This window comes from Erythrobacter sp. S43 (genome assembly GCF_057364955.1).
The window spans coordinates 1,199,020-1,215,049 of sequence record NZ_CP200285.1; the positions used below are offsets into that span (position 1 = coordinate 1,199,020).

The following is a 16,030-nucleotide window of genomic DNA, read 5'->3' on the forward strand; positions in this document are numbered from 1 at the left end:
TTGCAACAGCTAGGTTGGCTGCTTAACGCTGGCAAGCCTTGCTTAATCTCGCCAACGCCACGTAGAAAGAATTCAACACTCTGGAGGGTCGCACCGCCCATGATTACCCGTCTTTCCGCCGCAGTTCTCTTGGCTTGTGCTGCGCTTTCGTCGCCTGCTTTGGCCGATGAACCAAAAGCGCCTCGTGTCGAGAATACGCGTGGGCAGCTGCAAGACAGAATGCTCGACGTTTCGGGCTATGGCGAACTGGACAGGGACAACCCTCCTTTGCGGACTGCGCAGTCTATCGCCCCCTTGGCTGAATGGTTCGATGCCGACTCAGTGCTGGTCCAGGCGCACTTGGCCAACGCAAATGTGAGCAAATATGCCCGGCTCGTGCTCAAGATCAGTCCCGACGGGAGCGTTGCCGAATGTCGGCATAGGCGCGAACCACTGCCGATCTTCGCCAAGCTGTGCGATGATACAAAAGGAAAACGTTTCCTGCCCCAGCTTTCCAATGATGGCACGCGAGTGGAGGGGCTGTTCAATCTTTCCATTTTCGAGCGCAACCGGAATGCCCAACCCGATGCGCCTCTTTCCCCTTTGTTCGCAACACGGGATGACTCGCCAACCATGCTCATGGCAGCGCCTTCGATTGAAGGTCTGCGACAGTTTCCGCCGGGCAATTCTTGGGTGTCCTACCTTTATCAAGCGCCGCGATGGAAAGTCGCTCCGCAACAGGGTTGGGGCGATATCCCAAGAGATCTTCCGGGCACCGGACTGGTCGTCTGGGATGAAAGGGGCGAGCTGAAATGCAAAGTGATCGAACTGTCGGGCAATTCCGACAAAGACAAAGAAGCCTGTGACTTTGCCAAGAACGAGCTTGTGCCCAATTGGAGCCATACACGCCTGAGGCCGGCCGCGGTGCCGCTGTACATCATGCAGAGATCGGAAGGGTTTATGGCTATTGGTCCGAAGGACGGCCGCATCGAACGGACGCGCATCAATGCGGAAGGCGCAGCCGCGTTTGAAGAGCGGCTTGCCCAGCGCGGCGTGTTTCCGCGCGGACGCGACACAAGCGAGCTGCGTCTCTATCTCAAAGGCGATACCTCAGGCGCGGTGACGCACTGCCGCGTAGCCAAAACAGCAGGCAGCGATGCAAGCGATATTGCTGCCTGCAAGGCCGCGTATGAAGTTGTGCGACTTGAACCGCGCGAAGACGTGTTCGGCACACCCAATCACCCGATCGGCACGTTCTGGTACGCCAATCCTCGCAAGTAGACGGCCATCGCTGGCAGACCAGCGGCAAAGCGCCTATGTGAGTTCTCGATACGAATTCGAGACTCGAGAGGCCCCGTCCGATGCTGATGCAGACCCATGAAGCCCGCCTTGCCGCGCTGCGCGAGGAATTGAAGCGCCGCGAGCTCGACGGATTCATCATCCCGATTTCCGATGAGCATATGAGCGAATATGTCGGCGATTATGCGCAGCGCCTGGAATGGCTTACCGGCTTTGGCGGTTCAGCAGGCTTTGCGGCGGTAACGCTCGATCACGCGGCGATCTTTGTGGATGGGCGCTACACCGTGCAGGTCCGCGATCAAGTGGACGGTGCTTTGTTCGAATATCGCAGCATTCCGGGTGATAGCCTTGGCGGTTGGCTGAAAGAGGTCGCTTCGGATGGCGCAAAGATCGCCTATGATCCCTGGCTGCACACATGGCGCTGGGTCGCCGCTTTGGAAAAGTCGGTGAAGTCAGCTGGTATCGAGATGCTGCCCGCGGAAGGCAATCCGCTGGATGCAGTTTGGGCCGACCAGCCGACACCGTCTGATGCGCAGGCGATTGTGCACACCGAAGAGCTGGCGGGCCGTTCCTCTGCTGACAAGCGCGCCGAAATCGCCGACTGGCTGACCGGCGAAGGATTGGATGCGGTGGTGATCCCCGCGCTCGACTCGATCGCGTGGCTGCTCAACATTCGCGGGTCTGACGTCTCGCACACGCCGGTCGCGCTGTCTTATGTGATTGCGCACAAAGACGGCACCGCAGAGCTGTTTATCGGCGAGGACAAGGTCACCCCCGAAGTCACCCAGCATCTCGGCAACGCGGTCACCATCCGCGACAGAGGTGAATTCGAGGCCGCCTTGGGTGAACATTCAGGCAAGTGTGTCAGCATCGATCCCACCTTCGGCGTGGTCGGCATTGCGCAGGGCCTGCGCGCGGGCGGGGCAAAGTTTGTGTTCAAGCAGGACCCCACGATCCTCGCCAAGGCGGTCAAAAACCCCGCCGAACAACAGGGCCACCGCGACGCGCAGCGCATTGATGGCGCAGCAGTGAGCCGCTTCTTGCGTTGGCTCGAAGAAACCGCGCCGTCGGGCGAAATTGACGAGCTCGCCGCCGCCGCAAAACTCGAAGGGCTCCGGCGTGAGGCTGGCGATCTGCGCGACACCAGCTTCGACACAATCAGCGCCGCCGCCGGCCATGCCGCCCTGCCGCACTATAAGGTCGACGAGGACAGCAACATTCCGATCCCGCCCGGCTCAATCTACCTCGTCGATAGCGGTGGTCAGTATCCCGCGGGCACCACAGACATCACCCGCACCGTGTGGATCAATTCCGCCAACGGCGCGCAGCCCAGCGCGGAGATGAAGGACCGCTTTACCCGCGTTCTGAAAGGCCACATCCAGATCGACCGTGCAGTCTTCCCGCAAGGCACAACCGGAGGCCAGATCGACGTGCTCGCGCGCCAATATCTCTGGGAAGGCGGGGTCGATTACGCCCACGGCACCGGTCACGGCGTCGGCAGCTTCCTTGGCGTGCACGAAGGCCCGCAACGCATCGCCAAGCCCGCTGGCGGGCAGGCTGGCACGTCTCAAGAGCTGATGGCCGGCATGATCCTTTCGAACGAACCGGGCTATTACAAACCCGATGCGTTCGGCATCCGGATCGAGAACCTTGTGCTGACGGTCGAAAAGCCGATCGAAGGCGCAGAAGGCGGTTATCTCGGCTTCGAATGCCTCACATTCGTACCTCTCGATCGCACTCTAATCGAGAAAAGCCTGCTGACGCCGGACGAAATCGCTTGGGTTAATGCCTATCACGTCGCGGTGCGCGATTTGATCGCGCCGCAGCTTGAGGGCGAGGACCGCGCATGGGTGGAACGGCACACACAACCGCTTTAGCGCACTTGTAGTGGATAGTTTGTTCCAGTAATGTTCTCATATCGCGAGTCGCAACGGGCGGCGCGCCAGAGGAGGATATGACATGATCGGCTACGTAACCCTTGGCACCAATGACCTGCCGCGCGCAGCGACTTTCTACGATGCTATTGCCAAGCATTTCGGCGTGGGCCGCATGATGGATTTTGACACCTTCATCGCATGGGGCGAAATGGGAGGCGCGCCCGGCATCGCTGCGACCAAGCCCTTTGACGAGCAGGAAGCGACCGTCGGCAACGGCACGATGGTGGCACTGCAAGTCGCCGATACGGACACGGTGCAGGCGGTCTATGACGCTGCGCTGGCCAATGGCGGCAGCGACGAAGGCGCGCCCGGCCCGCGCGGAGACGATGGCTTTTACGCGGGCTATTTCCGCGATCCGGATGGCAACAAGCTCAACGTGTTCTGCATGACTGCGCCAACGGGATAGGGCGCGGCGGAAAAGACCAAGCGGGCTAGGAGGGCAACATGACTGCGCGCAAACTCACTGATAGCTTTCTTCACCTCGGGCTGGGCGCGACTGCCGTGCCCCAGCCGCCCTTCTCGGGCATGGATTGGTATGAAGAGTATGGCGCACGCCATGGTGGTGACGGCGCCGAAGGTCGGTTGGTGTCGCAACACACTTTCACCGAAGGGTGGGACACTTGGGAAATGCATCCCAACGGATCCGAAGTGGTCATTTGCACCCACGGGACAATGGTATTGACGCAGGAGTTTCCTGACGGGCAGCGCGAAACCGTCGCTTTGTCAGCCGGAGAATACGCCATCAATCCACCTGGCGTGTGGCATATTGCCGATGTGGAAGAGAGCGCGACCGCCATCTTCATCACCTCTGGCGAAGGCACGCAGATGCGCCCGAGATGATCTCGCGCCCGCCAGACTTTCGGGTCCATGAACGCGGGGCCCAACCTGATACACTTTGCGACAAAGTAACGCTGAACCGGCATAATCCTGCGACAACGCACACCTATAACGGCTCTTGTGAGTTGCGGTGAGCGCCTCAAGCGGCACTCTCCTCAAACGACGAAAGGCTGGCCTCCCCTGGGCCAGCCAATACCCCGGTCGCCGCTGCGCCCCCTACGCAGCGAATTGGTGTCTCGCCGCAACTCTTCTAGATAGAACGAATAGGAGTTTTGATATGCGTAAGAAGACCCTCACATTGACCGTTGCCGCTCTGGCACTTGGAACCGCTGGCATTGCCGTTGCGCAGCACGGCGGAAAGCACAATCCCGATGCCAATGGCGATGGTGAAGTGTCGCTGGCCGAGGCCAAAGCCCATGCTGCAACGCGTTTTGAGCGGATGGATGCCAACAATGATGGTCAGATCGACAAGTCCGACCGTGAAGCCCGCCGCGCCGCTCGCTTTGCCGAAGCTGACACCAACAATGATGGCGAACTGAGCCAGGCCGAAATGACAGCAGCGCGCGAAGCCCGTCAGGCAAAACGCGCTGAACGCCGTGCAGAACGTCAGGCAAAGCGCTTCGAACGCCTCGACACCGACAACAGCGGTGGCGTGAGCGAAGCCGAAATGGCGGCTGCGCAGGAAGCACGTGCAGAACGGCGCGGACAGCGTGGTGAAGCACGCGGCCAGCGCCGTGGACAGCGCGCTGAGATGCGTGGTGGTCGCCGTGGCCCGCAGCGGATGATGCGCATGTTGCGCCGCGCCGACACCAACAAGGATCAGGTCGTTAGCCGCGCAGAGTTTGACGCAGCCGTCGAAGCCCGCTTCGCCCGCGTTGACACTGACAAGTCCGGCACGATCACCACTGAAGAGCGCAAAGCGGCACGCGAGAAAATGCGCGCCCAGCGTCAGGAACGCCGCCAAGGGATGCGTGGGCAGCGTCGCGACGCACGCTGATCACACGCTGACACAGCACAATCTTGGCCCGGCCTGTTCGTCGCATCCAGCGGTTTTGGCGAGCAGGTCGGGCCAAATCACTTTAGAATACACCGCTCCGCCAATCCGCACTAAGAGAGACCGATGAACGCCGACACCGCCAATCCCAAAGTCCTGTTGGTCGATGACGAACCGACTTTGCGCGAGCCATTGGCCGAGTATCTTTCCGGTCAGGGCTTCGATGTGAGCGAGGCCGAGAGCGCTGCGATCGCACGCAGCATGCTCGACGAAACGGTGCCGCAGATTGTGCTTCTCGACATTATGATGCCGGGAGAGGACGGCCTGTCCTTTTGTCGTCACCTGGTCGAAACCCGGCAATTGCCTGTGATCTTCCTGACCGCGCGCGGCGAAAGCACCGACCGGATCATCGGCTTGGAGCTGGGCGCAGACGATTACATCGTCAAACCCTTCGAACCGCGCGAGCTTGTCGCCCGCATCCGCACCGTACTGCGCCGCGTCGGACGCGGGCCAACGCGCGAGGCTCAGGCGGAGGATTGGCATTATGCATTTGAGGGCTGGTTGCTCGATCCGCTCAAGCGCAAACTGACCAATCCCGAAGGCGTGAAAGTGCCGATCTCGACCGCCGAGTTTCGCCTGCTGCGCGCCTTTCTCGACAATCCAAAAAAGGTCATGGACCGCGATGTGCTGCTCGATATGGTTCAGGGCCGCACCGCGCATCTGTTTGACCGCGCGGTCGACAATCAGGTGAGCCGCCTGCGCCGCAAGATCGAAGCCGACACGCGCGAGCCGCAATATATTCTGACCGTGCGCGGCGGCGGATACCGCTTTGCTGCACAGGTCAAACGCAGTCCTCCTGCACCGGAAAGTTGAGGCGTAGATGGGGCGGCTTATTCCAAAGAGTCTTCTTGGTCAGACCCTGATGGCCGTCGCGCTGGCATTGTTGCTGGCGCAGACGATCACATCGGTGTTGATCTACCGCATCGCAGAGGACCGGCGCGAAGAAGGGCAGGTAACCGCAATTGTTAGCCTGATCTGGGGCAGCCCCATGCTTCGCAGGGATCGCGGGGAAGAGGTGTTGTCCGACAATCAAAGGCGCCGTCCGCGGCGCGCGGATCAACGCGGGGCACCGCCTTTGCGGCCTGAGATCACCGAAACGTATCCGCTGCTTTCCGAAGAGGTGAATGACAGCGAACTGGCCGCGCTCATTACAACACGCATCACAGATTTCATGAGCCAAAAGCCGCATGACGTGATTGTGACGCAGCGCCTCGCCAAAGATGATCCGGTGCTTTTTGAGCGCACGCGCGGTTGGCGACGATCGGTTCGACGTTTGGAGACAGTATCCGCCGAGATTCTCGTCGCAGCAGTGCAATGGACGGATGGCGGGGTATGGCATGTGGTGCGCGTGCCCAATCCGCGCGCGGATCGCACTGTCATCGCGGTCACCACAGCACAAACGCTCGTGATCTTTGTCGTCCTGATGACGCTGCTGTTCTTCGTTCTGCGCCGCATCACGCGCCCGCTGGCGCGGCTGACCGAGCGGGTGGGAGACTTTGCCAGCAATCCGGACCGCGCCGTGGTGCTTGAGGAAAGCGGTCCTTCCGACACGCGCCAGCTGATTGCAGCGCATAACGCCATGGAAGCGCGCATTGCCGCTCTGCTGGACGAAAAAGACGTGATGCTTGGGGCGATCGGGCATGACCTGAAGACCCCGCTTGCAGCCCTGCGGGTGCGGATCGAAAGCGTACCCAACGACACTCAGCGCGCCCGCATGGCGGACAGTATTGAGGATATCACCCGCACGCTGGACGATATTCTCTCGCTTGCCCGTGTCGGACGCGGCGGGACGGCTGAAGTCATCGATCTGGGCGCGCTCGCCATCGGCATCGTCGAGGAGTTCGAGGATCTCGAAGAGCCGGTGACGATCAATGATCCCCCGCGCCTCGCCGCGCGGGTTCAGGAAACGTGGCTCAAGCGCGCGGTGCGAAATCTGGTTTCGAATGCGGTGCGCTATGGCGGTTCAGCGGAGCTCTCCGTGCTCAAGGCCGATGGCCATGCCGTGATCCGCGTGGACGACCAAGGGCCCGGCATTCCTGCGGATCAGATCGAGACGATGTTGGAACCGTTCACGCGCGGGGAGGCCAGCCGCAACCGCGCAACCGGCGGCGCAGGACTGGGCCTCACCCTCGCCCGCGCGATTGCCGAACAACACGGCGGTACTCTGGAGCTGGCGAACCGCAGCGAAGGCGGCCTGCGGGCGGAAATCCGTCTGCCGATCTAAGTTCATCGGACCCATTAGGGTTCGCAAGGGCGACCGCCCGCCCACAGCGACGCGACCGTCAAGGCGCGTGAGCGAGGATAGCCAAGCGGGCGGATGCCCGCGCCGGCGCTTGAGGCAATCTAACGCATTAAGCCGCCGATCAAGTTGCGCACAAAGCGGCCCGCGATCGGGCCTGCCAGATCGGTGGCGATGGAGCCGACCGCTGACGTGATGCCTGACTTCACCGGATTGGCGCGGCTTTTCTTGCCCAGAACAGCGGCTGCCGCTGCGCCCGCCATGCCGCCTGCGGCGACTTTGGTCCCGCGCGAAACGGCCTTCTCCCACATGCTCTTTGACTTACGCGAGCGCTTGCCGACTTCCTCTTCGCCCTTTTCGGCGACTTCTTCTGCGGTGGCCGCAGCATCAGCGGCCTTCTGCGCGAGCACTTCCTCTGCGCTCTCGCGGTCGACGCGTTCGTCATACTTGCCGTCAAACGGGCTGATCGACTGGATAATTGCGCGCTCTTTCGCGGTTAGCGGGCCAAGGCGCGAACGCGGCGGTTTGATCAGCGTGCGTTGAACGACAGTCGGCGCGCCATCTTCATCGAGCGTCGAAACCAGTGCCTCACCCACTTTCAGCTCGGTGATGACCTGCTCGACATCCAGCTCTTCATTGATGCGGAAGGTTTCGGACGCAGCCTTGATTGCGCGCTGGTCCCGCTTCGTGAAGGCGCGCAGGGCATGCTGCACCTTGTTGCCGAGCTGGCCAGCGACTTCCTCAGGGATGTCGATCGGGTTCTGGGTGCAGAAGAACACGCCAACGCCCTTGGAACGGATCAGACGCACGACCTGCTCGATCTTCTCCTGAAGCGCTTTAGGGGCATCGTCGAAAAGAAGGTGTGCCTCGTCAAAGAAGAACACCAGCTTGGGTTTCTCAGGATCACCGACTTCGGGCAGGCTCTCGAACAATTCAGCGAGCAGCCACAGCAGAAACGTCGCGTAAAGCTTCGGGCTGCGCATCAGCTTGTCAGCGGCAAGAACATTCACATAGCCGCGCCCCTGTTCGTCACATTTGAGGAAATCGTCGATCTCCAGCGCAGGCTCTCCAAAGAAGTGGTCCGCCCCTTGGGCTTCAAAGCTGAGCAGCTGGCGTTGGATCGCACCAACTGATTGCTTCGAGACATTGCCATAGGTGCCCGAAAGCTCCTTCGCGTTCTCGTTCGCCCATTGCAGGATCGACTGCAGATCACCGAAGTCGAGTAGCAGCAGGCCGTTTTCATCGGCATATTTGAACACGATCTGCAGCACGCCTTCTTGCGTGTCGTTCAGATCAAGCAGGCGCGCGAGCAGCAGCGGACCCATTTCCGAAACCGTGGTGCGGATCGGGTGGCCTTGCTCACCGTACAAGTCCCAGAAGATCGCCGGATTGTCTGAATAACCGTAATCATCCATGCCAAGCTCTTTGGCGCGGCCTTCCAGCTTGTCGGCGTGTTTGAAAGTCGGCGAGCCGGGCATAGCGATGCCCGACAGATCACCCTTCACGTCGGCCACGAAGACAGGCACGCCATTTGCGGAGAAGCTCTCGGCCAAACCTTGCAAGGTCACCGTTTTACCCGTGCCGGTTGCGCCCGCGATTAGGCCGTGACGGTTGGACCGGCTCAGCGCCAGACTCTGGTTTTCGCCATTGCTGCCCAGTCCAAGGAAGATATCGCTCATCGAATTGTGACCCCTAAGTGATGTGTCATTGTCGCCCACTTGTGTTGTCATGACGTCTGCAAGCCCAAATCCAAGCGGTCAACCTCTCGACAGCAGCGAACGAACGTCTAATGCAGGAATTGATGGGAGAACGGTCGCCATTCGTGTTGCTGGATGACGCCCGCGAAAGCGGTGCGGCGGATGCGATGCTGTATGAGGCGCCGATCGAGGTCTTCGCAGCCTATCATCCCGGCGATGTGGCCGATGTCTTGGCCAAGGCCGAGGCTGCACGCGCCGAGGGGCGCGGCACGCTGGCCGGTTATATTGCTTATGAAGCCGGCTTGGCGCTGGAGCCTAAACTGGGCGGATTGGCCGATGCTCGCAATGGCGCGGCCGGGCCGCTGGTCTGGCTGGGCCTGTTCGAAGAACCACGCCGCATTGCTGCCGAGAATGTGGACGCATGGCTGAATGAGAGGGCTGAGGGCGACGGCTCCATCGGCCCGCTTGATCCGCAGGTTTCGCCCGGCGGCTACGAAGCCGCATTCGAGACACTGCGCGAGGCGATCCATGCGGGCGATATCTATCAGGCGAACCTCACCTACCCGCTCGCCGGTTCCTATCGCGGGGATCCAATGGCGATCTATGCTCGGCTGCGCGGTGCGGCCAAGGCCGGGTATGGCGGCGCGATCTTTGATGGTTCGCACTGGCTCTTAAGCTTCTCGCCCGAGTTGTTCGTTTCGCTGGAAGGGGACAGCGCGAAGGCCAAGCCGATGAAGGGCACGCGCCCGCGCGGTGGTGACGCTGCGAGCGATGCCGAACTCGCCGAAGAATTGGCCATGTCGGTCAAGGACAAGGCCGAAAACCTGATGATCGTTGATCTGATGCGCAACGACCTGAGCCGTGTGGCGGTGCCGGGCAGCGTGCGTGTGGATGCGCCGTTTGCCATTGAAAGCTATCCCACCGTGCACCAGATGGTGAGCACCGTGCACGCACAACTGGCGGAAGGAAAAGGCGCAGGCGATCTGATCGGGGCGCTGTTCCCATGCGGTTCGATCACCGGCGCACCCAAGATCCGCGCGATGGAGCTAATCAACGAAGTCGAGCGCGATGCACGCGGCCCCTATTGCGGGGCGATTGGCCGGATCGACGCAGATGGAAACGCCGCCTTTAACGTCGCCATCCGCACTTTGCGCCTGACGCCTATCGAGAATGATCAGGGCAATGCGATGCTGGGCGTCGGCTCTGCCATCGTCGCCGATAGCGACGCCATGGCCGAACGGCGCGAATGCGAGGTGAAAGCGGGCTTCGCACGGCGCGCCTCGCCCGATCTGACTGCGCCCAATTGCGATTTGATCGAGACAATGCGCTTTGACCCCGAAACCGGCGTCGCGCATCTGGAGCTGCATCTGGCGCGGATGAAGGAAAGCGCGAAGGTGCTGGGCTTCGAATTCGACCGCCACGCCGCGCGCAACCAGATTCAGGCGCTGTGTTTCGAGTTGGAGGATGCGGCCAAGCTGCGGCTGTTGGTGGCGAGGAGCGGCGAACTGGCTTTGGAAGCCGGGCCAATGCCAAAGCCGAATGCCGAAACGGTGGACGTGATTGCCCTGCCCAGCCCGCTCGACCCGTCGGATTGGCGGCTGCGTCACAAAACCTCGGATCGTGGGTTTTACGAAGACGCGTTGAACGCGGCGAAAGCCGCTGGCGCTGGCGAGGCGGTGTTGGTGCGCGATGATGGGCTGGTGACCGAAGGAAGCTTCACCAATGTGTTTGTAGAGCGCGATGGCGTGTTGCTCACCCCGCCCGCTTCGCTGGGCCTGCTCCCCGGCATATTGCGCGAACACCTGATTGCCGAAGGCCGCGCGACAGAGGCCGAATTGACGCTTGATGACCTCGCCGATGGTTTCTTGCTCGGCAACGCGCTACGCGGATTGTTCGCCGCAAAGCTTGTATAGCGCGCAGCAGTTTCCTACCGCGGCGCAATATGGGAAGAAGCGGGGCATGAAACGTCGCCCCACCCCTCAATCGAACCAATCGATCAAACCGCACATTATTGATCGATTGGAATTTTGCCCTTGAACACTGTTTCAACTGTTTCAGGCGTTCTAGACGCACGATGAAGCGTTGAGATCGCAGTCAGTCTTCGCAGCCGAGTGACCAAACCCTATGAACATCCCCATCCTATTCGAAGACGGCGAAGCGCTGGTGATCGATAAGCCCGCTGGCCTGCCGGTCGACCGCCCCAAGCGCGGCGGCCCGGCGCTGTGGGACCATATCGAGCAGCTGAAGCTGGGCTTTCAACGACCGCCAGTTGCAGTGCACCGGCTCGACACCGACACGAGCGGATGCTTGCTGCTGGCGCGCAATCCCAAAGCGCTGAAACGCTTCAACAAGGCATTCGAAGACCGATTGGTGGGTAAGACCTACCTTGCGGTGATCGATTTCGAGCCGAGCGAGCAATCGGGCACCATTGCCCTCAACCTCGCCAAGATCAGCAGCGCAGAGAAAGGTTGGCGCATGATTGCGGCGAAAAAGGGCAAACCGGCGGTGTCACATTGGGAGCTGCTCCAGACCATTGGAGAGGGCGACAAACGACGCTCGCTGATCCGATTCCGCCCGACCACCGGGCGCACCCACCAGTTGCGGGTCCATGCGCTGCAAGGGCTCGGCGCGCCGCTGCTGGGCGATCCGGTCTATGGGCCCGTGCGCGGGCAGAACAAGGGCGCGCCGCGCACCATGCTCCACGCCGAGACGATCACATTGCAACGCGGAAACAAGCCCCCGATCAGCGCCTATGCTCCCTTCCCGGAAGACTTCGTGCGCGCAGGCCTGACTGCACCGGAAGCGCCCGAACCACCCGCACCGCCCGCTGCACAAACAGTCGATGGATGACATACTGCTCAGCCGCGCCCACGCTTTGGCGGAGGAGAGCTTCCTCGCCGGCTCTGGTCCCGGCGGGCAGAATGCCAATAAAGTCGCGACCGAGGTGCAGCTGCGGGTCAACATATACGCACTGCGCCTACCCCCGCCCGTCTTCGCAAGGTTGCGAGAGGCAGCGGGATCGAAGCTGACGGCGGCAGGCGATTTGCTGATCACAGCGCGCCAGCACCGCACGCAGGAAGCCAACCGGCAGGCGGCGCGCGCGAAGCTGGAGGAAATGCTCGAGGCCGCGCATCGCCAGCCAAAGAAGCGCGCCAAGAGCAGGGTCAACCGAGTCGGCAAGACCAAGCGGCTGAAAGCGAAGAAGGCGCGCGGCACCGTGAAGGCCAATAGAGGCAAGCCAAGCGGGTCTGATTGGTGAGCGAGATCGCGTGACTCTGCTTGACTTTACCCCGTGAATCGCTCATTGGCGCGCCCTGATCGGCGGCGCGGGTTGCGTCGCCCATTTTGTTTTAGACCTTTTCACGCTCTCACAGAGCGACACCAAGCATTTAGGAAACCGCCATGGCGAAGCCCGCAACCGTCAAGATCAAGCTCGTCTCGACCGAGGGCACGGGCTTTTACTACGTGACCAAGAAGAACCCGCGCAACATCACCGAGAAGATGGTGTTCCGCAAATACGATCCGGTCGCGAAGAAGCACGTCGAGTTCAAAGAAGCCAAGATCAAGTAAGATCGGCTTTTCTGCACGCATTGCAGAAACTTCTACCTTTCAGCTTGCCAACACGGCGGTTCAGCCTGCAATCATTCGGCTGAGCCTATTGCTCCTTGTCCAGAATGCGGGAGTTTTGACCATGCCGACACGATTCGTACCGACCAAAGCCTTGAAGATCGCCGCCATTGCTGGCGTCGGCGTGGCTGCGCTGTCGCTGCCAGGTGAAACGCCTTTGAGCCCCGTGGCCGAGGCGCAGGCGCAGAGCAATTCAGCGAAGCTGGATCAGGTGGTGACCGCACTGCGCGGCATCTCGACAATGCGCGCCAGCTTCACCCAAACTGATCGTTCGGGCGCTGTTGCGCGCGGGCAGATGACGCTGAAACGTCCGGGCAAGATTCGATTCGATTACGGCAAGAACGCTGATCTGCTGGTCGTCTCAAATGGCCGCTCGCTCTACATGGTCGATTACGAAGTGCGCCAAGTGCAGCGCTGGCCGATCAAGAACTCGCCGCTTGGCGCGCTGCTCGATCCGAATCGCGATGTGAAGCGTTATGGCAAACTGATCCCGACCGGAAACAGCAACGTCATCAGCGTTCAGGTGCGCGATCCGAAAAAACCGGAATACGGCACGATCACGATGATCTTCACGAAGAACGGCCGGGCGCCGGGTGGATGGCAGCTTGCGAACTGGGTGGCTTTGGACGCGCAGAATCACCGCACGACCGTCCGCCTGTCGAATCACCGCTATGGCGTTTCGGTCGCGGAAAGCACGTTTACATTCAAAGACCCGCGTAAAACGTCTCGTCGACCGCGATGAACGGTTGAACCGCGTTTAGTTGTATAGATACGACAAAATCGGGCTCACGTTCATAAACGCGAAAGCTAAAACGCCGTAATTTTACAAATACAAAGCGGCTGAAGGTGGGTTTCCCCCCTGTTGCCCGGTCCTTCGTGATGGCCGCTTTGGACAAGCGTGACGAACGCTGAATGGAACCCCTGTCCCACCGCCCCCGGGGCAGGGGTTTTTCATTTCTTTCCTACACGATGTCAGCGCTCTAGCGCTTCAGTCCCAACCGAATGCAGCGCGGATGATGTCGTAGATGACATTCTGCTCGATCACGCCGCGCGCTTTCTCTGCACCAGGCCCTTGCGCGTAGAGGGCAACGTCCTCGCCCGCATGGGTTTCGCTGTAAAGCGGCACGGTCGATTGCTGCTGCGCGTTGACGCCAGTGGCCGGATCGGGGCGCTCGGCTTTGTTTGCGATGGCGCCTGGACCATTGGCGTAGCCGAGCGTTGTATAAGGCTTGCCATCGGTTGCGGGTGTTGGCTCTTCGGTATTGGTCAGGTCGCCTGATGGCGGCACTACCAGACCCAGAATGTCGTTTCCGCGGCGCGGATAGCCCGCAATGGTGAAGACGTGGCTGTGGTCTGCGGTGACCATAATCAGAGTGTTTTCGGGATTGGTGTTGTCGATCGCGTACTGGATCGCACGGGCGAACTCGACGGTTTCTTCGAGCGCGTAGCCTGCTTTGCCCGCGTGGTGGCCGTGATCGATACGACCGGATTCGACCATGAGATAATAGCCGTCCGGATCCGACTTGAGCCGCGCAATCGCCTGCGCGGTCATATCGGTCAGCGTAGGCTCGCTGGCGCCCTTGGTGCCATCCTTCTCGGCCTCGTAAGTCATGTGGCTGGAGCTGAAGAGACCAAGAACGGGTTTATCTGCCGGTGCCGCTTCCAATTCGGTTTTGGTCGTTGCGAACGAACCGCCTGTGCGAGCGGTCCATTGTGCGGCGAGATCGACATCGGCTTCTTTGCGATTGCCGCCGTTCTCACCGCCAAGAAAAGAGCGCTTGCCCCCACCCAAAGCCACATCGAAATCGGCTTTGACCAGCTGGGTCGCGATGTCGTCGCAGGCCGAATTGTCCAAACTCTCGCTACTGCTGACATACGACTCCCAGTTCCGGTCGGCGCTGCGAGCGTAGACGCTGGCCGGTGTCGCGTGGGTCAGGCGCGCGGTAGAGACAATGCCGAGCGCAAGCCCGCGCTGTTTTACTTCTTCGCCGAGCAATGGAAGCGGATGTGTAAGAGCATCGGCGCAGGAGCCCCGTGCAGCCTCTGGCCCAATGCCGAGCACGCCAATGCGGGTCTTCCTGCCGCTGTGCATCGCGGTCGCCGTGCCTGCGCTGTCAGGAACCTGCGCGTTGGTGTTGTACGTTTTGACGAGCGCAACATTGTCGAACTTCTCGAAGCTCAGCAGATTCTCTTCGCCCGTCTCTCCGCGCTTCTGTCCGGCATAGATACGAGCCGCGGTGATGGTGGAGATGCCCATGCCATCGCCGATAAACAGGATCACATTCTTCGCTTTCTTGGGCGCTGCTTCCTGCGGCACGGGCTGCGAAGCGCTGGCGACAGAAGTCCTGCCCTGATCGGTCGAGCAAGCGCCAAGCGATAAAGCGGCGCCGACCAACAGTGCGGTGAAAGAACGAGTGCGGATCATGCTTGGCTCTCCAAAGAACATTGCGTGCTCCCTATCGCTATCCATTGTGACAGCAAAGCTAAAGCTTGTGGGGCAAGTGCCTCGCCCCTAAGTCCCCAATCATGGTTTCTGTCACTACCTGGAATATCAACTCCGTCCGCCTGCGCTTGCCCATCGTTGAGAAGTATCTCACCGAGCACGCGCCCGATGTCCTTTGCCTGCAGGAGATCAAGTGCGAGAACGACAAGTTCCCCGCCGAGGCGCTCGCCGCGATGGGATACGAGCATCAGGCGGTGTGCGGGCAAAAGGGCTATCATGGCGTCGCCACGGTCAGCCGTCTGCCCTTGAAAGAGGTCTCACGCCATGACTGGCAAGCGAACGGCGAAGCACGGCATATTGGTGTCGAGGTTGGCGATACCGGCATGGTGGTCGAGAACGTCTATGTGCCCGCCGGCGGCGATATTCCCGACCGCGAGAAGAATGTGAAATTCGGGCAGAAGCTCGATTTTCTCGAACGGATGACGCGCTGGGCGGACAACGTGGACGCGCCCACGCTGATCGTCGGTGATTTCAACATCGCTCCGCTCGAAAGCGATGTGTGGAGCCACAAGCAGCTGCTCAAAGTTGTCAGCCACACCCCGCTCGAAGTCGAAACCCTGCAACGCTTCAAAGACGCGCACGGCTGGGTCGATGTCGGCCGCGAGTTCATCCAGGATCCGGAACGCTATTTCAGCTGGTGGTCTTACCGCTCGCCCGATTGGCGCAAGAATGACCGCGGACGGCGGCTCGATCATATGTGGGCGAGCCCACAGCTCGCGAAACAGGCCACGGCGCACAGCGTGCTTGAAGAGGCGCGCAGTTGGGAAAAGCCGTCCGATCACATCCCGCTGATCACGGAGTTCGATCTCTGAGCGGGGATAACCACCTGAAGGGCCCTTCGCCCGAACGGCGCGCCGC

The 16,030-nt window shown here is 60.8% G+C and carries 15 protein-coding genes; 13 read left to right on the top strand and 2 right to left on the bottom strand.

Annotated elements, in window-relative coordinates; genetic code table 11:
* The first annotated feature begins 99 nt into the window (after positions 1–99).
* The 7 genes from AC0V6K_RS05765 (at position 100) to AC0V6K_RS05795 (ending at position 7,330) form a co-directional block, all read left to right on the top strand.
* Complete coding sequence (locus AC0V6K_RS05765) at positions 100–1,260, top strand: hypothetical protein (RefSeq protein ID WP_472625486.1); 1,161 nt, start codon at positions 100–102, stop codon at positions 1,258–1,260.
* An 80-nt stretch (positions 1,261–1,340) separates the two neighbouring features.
* Positions 1,341–3,155: an aminopeptidase P family protein gene (locus AC0V6K_RS05770; protein WP_472625487.1), complete on the top strand. Its 1,815-nt coding sequence runs from the start codon at positions 1,341–1,343 to the stop codon at positions 3,153–3,155.
* An 82-nt stretch (positions 3,156–3,237) separates the two neighbouring features.
* Complete coding sequence (locus tag AC0V6K_RS05775; RefSeq protein WP_472625489.1) at positions 3,238–3,621, top strand: VOC family protein; 384 nt, start codon at positions 3,238–3,240, stop codon at positions 3,619–3,621.
* Between the two features lie 38 nt (positions 3,622–3,659).
* Positions 3,660–4,055, top strand: a complete 396-nt coding sequence (locus AC0V6K_RS05780) for a cupin (protein WP_472625491.1) — start codon at positions 3,660–3,662, stop codon at positions 4,053–4,055.
* Between the two features lie 274 nt (positions 4,056–4,329).
* Positions 4,330–5,049 carry an EF-hand domain-containing protein gene (locus AC0V6K_RS05785; protein ID WP_472625493.1) on the top strand — a complete coding sequence of 240 codons (720 nt, stop codon included), beginning with the start codon at positions 4,330–4,332 and terminating at the stop codon, positions 5,047–5,049.
* Between the two features lie 123 nt (positions 5,050–5,172).
* Positions 5,173–5,919 carry a response regulator gene (locus AC0V6K_RS05790; protein ID WP_472625494.1) on the top strand — a complete coding sequence of 249 codons (747 nt, stop codon included), beginning with the start codon at positions 5,173–5,175 and terminating at the stop codon, positions 5,917–5,919.
* Between the two features lie 49 nt (positions 5,920–5,968).
* Positions 5,969–7,330: a sensor histidine kinase gene (locus AC0V6K_RS05795; RefSeq protein ID WP_486172580.1), complete on the top strand. Its 1,362-nt coding sequence runs from the start codon at positions 5,969–5,971 to the stop codon at positions 7,328–7,330.
* Positions 7,331–7,449: 119 nt separating this feature from the next.
* Here the strand turns inward: AC0V6K_RS05795 and AC0V6K_RS05800 are convergent, their stop codons facing one another.
* Positions 7,450–9,024, bottom strand: coding sequence for a helicase HerA-like domain-containing protein (locus tag AC0V6K_RS05800; RefSeq protein ID WP_472625497.1), 1,575 nt, complete (start codon positions 9,022–9,024; stop codon positions 7,450–7,452).
* 122 nt (positions 9,025–9,146) lie between these two features.
* Here AC0V6K_RS05800 and pabB point away from each other — a divergent pair, with 122 nt between their 5' ends.
* The 5 genes from pabB to AC0V6K_RS05825 all read left to right on the top strand — a co-directional run bounded on the left by pabB (position 9,147) and on the right by AC0V6K_RS05825 (position 13,411).
* The gene (pabB, locus tag AC0V6K_RS05805; RefSeq protein WP_472625499.1) at positions 9,147–10,955 is read left to right on the top strand and encodes an aminodeoxychorismate synthase component I; all 1,809 of its coding nucleotides are present in this window, start codon (positions 9,147–9,149) and stop codon (positions 10,953–10,955) included.
* 211 nt (positions 10,956–11,166) lie between these two features.
* Complete coding sequence (locus tag AC0V6K_RS05810; RefSeq protein ID WP_472625501.1) at positions 11,167–11,892, top strand: RluA family pseudouridine synthase; 726 nt, start codon at positions 11,167–11,169, stop codon at positions 11,890–11,892.
* Complete coding sequence (arfB, locus tag AC0V6K_RS05815) at positions 11,885–12,301, top strand: alternative ribosome rescue aminoacyl-tRNA hydrolase ArfB (RefSeq protein ID WP_472625502.1); 417 nt, start codon at positions 11,885–11,887, stop codon at positions 12,299–12,301. Before AC0V6K_RS05810 ends, arfB begins: the two co-directional genes overlap by 8 nt.
* Positions 12,302–12,444: 143 nt before the next feature.
* Complete coding sequence (gene rpmG, locus AC0V6K_RS05820; protein WP_007165948.1) at positions 12,445–12,612, top strand: 50S ribosomal protein L33; 168 nt, start codon at positions 12,445–12,447, stop codon at positions 12,610–12,612.
* Positions 12,613–12,733: 121 nt separating this feature from the next.
* On the top strand, positions 12,734–13,411 hold the full coding sequence (locus tag AC0V6K_RS05825; protein ID WP_472625504.1) for a LolA family protein: 678 nt from the start codon (positions 12,734–12,736) through the stop codon (positions 13,409–13,411).
* 246 nt (positions 13,412–13,657) lie between these two features.
* Here AC0V6K_RS05825 and AC0V6K_RS05830 read toward each other — a convergent pair whose 3' ends face one another.
* Complete coding sequence (locus tag AC0V6K_RS05830; protein WP_472625506.1) at positions 13,658–15,094, bottom strand: alkaline phosphatase; 1,437 nt, start codon at positions 15,092–15,094, stop codon at positions 13,658–13,660.
* Positions 15,095–15,195: 101 nt separating this feature from the next.
* Between AC0V6K_RS05830 and xth the strand changes: the two genes are divergently transcribed.
* Positions 15,196–15,984 (top strand): exodeoxyribonuclease III, encoded by a 789-nt coding sequence (gene xth / locus AC0V6K_RS05835; protein ID WP_472625508.1) that lies wholly within the window; start codon positions 15,196–15,198, stop codon positions 15,982–15,984.
* Positions 15,985–16,030: the final 46 nt, after the last annotated feature.

Excerpts from the sequence above, each read along its gene's own strand:
- xth (WP_472625508.1), top strand. The coding sequence starts at position 15,196 with ATGGTTTCTGTCACTACCTGGAATATCAACTCCGTCCGCCTGCGCTTG.
- AC0V6K_RS05790 (WP_472625494.1), top strand. The coding sequence starts at position 5,173 with ATGAACGCCGACACCGCCAATCCCAAAGTCCTGTTGGTCGATGACGAA.
- arfB (WP_472625502.1), top strand. The coding sequence starts at position 11,885 with ATGGATGACATACTGCTCAGCCGCGCCCACGCTTTGGCGGAGGAGAGC.
- AC0V6K_RS05810 (WP_472625501.1), top strand. The coding sequence starts at position 11,167 with ATGAACATCCCCATCCTATTCGAAGACGGCGAAGCGCTGGTGATCGAT.
- pabB (WP_472625499.1), top strand. The coding sequence starts at position 9,147 with ATGGGAGAACGGTCGCCATTCGTGTTGCTGGATGACGCCCGCGAAAGC.
- AC0V6K_RS05825 (WP_472625504.1), top strand. The coding sequence starts at position 12,734 with ATGCCGACACGATTCGTACCGACCAAAGCCTTGAAGATCGCCGCCATT.
- AC0V6K_RS05830 (WP_472625506.1), bottom strand. The coding sequence starts at position 15,094 with ATGATCCGCACTCGTTCTTTCACCGCACTGTTGGTCGGCGCCGCTTTA.
- AC0V6K_RS05785 (WP_472625493.1), top strand. The coding sequence starts at position 4,330 with ATGCGTAAGAAGACCCTCACATTGACCGTTGCCGCTCTGGCACTTGGA.
- AC0V6K_RS05770 (WP_472625487.1), top strand. The coding sequence starts at position 1,341 with ATGCTGATGCAGACCCATGAAGCCCGCCTTGCCGCGCTGCGCGAGGAA.
- AC0V6K_RS05765 (WP_472625486.1), top strand. The coding sequence starts at position 100 with ATGATTACCCGTCTTTCCGCCGCAGTTCTCTTGGCTTGTGCTGCGCTT.
- AC0V6K_RS05795 (WP_486172580.1), top strand. The coding sequence starts at position 5,969 with ATGGCCGTCGCGCTGGCATTGTTGCTGGCGCAGACGATCACATCGGTG.
- AC0V6K_RS05800 (WP_472625497.1), bottom strand. The coding sequence starts at position 9,024 with ATGAGCGATATCTTCCTTGGACTGGGCAGCAATGGCGAAAACCAGAGT.
- rpmG (WP_007165948.1), top strand. The coding sequence starts at position 12,445 with ATGGCGAAGCCCGCAACCGTCAAGATCAAGCTCGTCTCGACCGAGGGC.
- AC0V6K_RS05775 (WP_472625489.1), top strand. The coding sequence starts at position 3,238 with ATGATCGGCTACGTAACCCTTGGCACCAATGACCTGCCGCGCGCAGCG.
- AC0V6K_RS05780 (WP_472625491.1), top strand. The coding sequence starts at position 3,660 with ATGACTGCGCGCAAACTCACTGATAGCTTTCTTCACCTCGGGCTGGGC.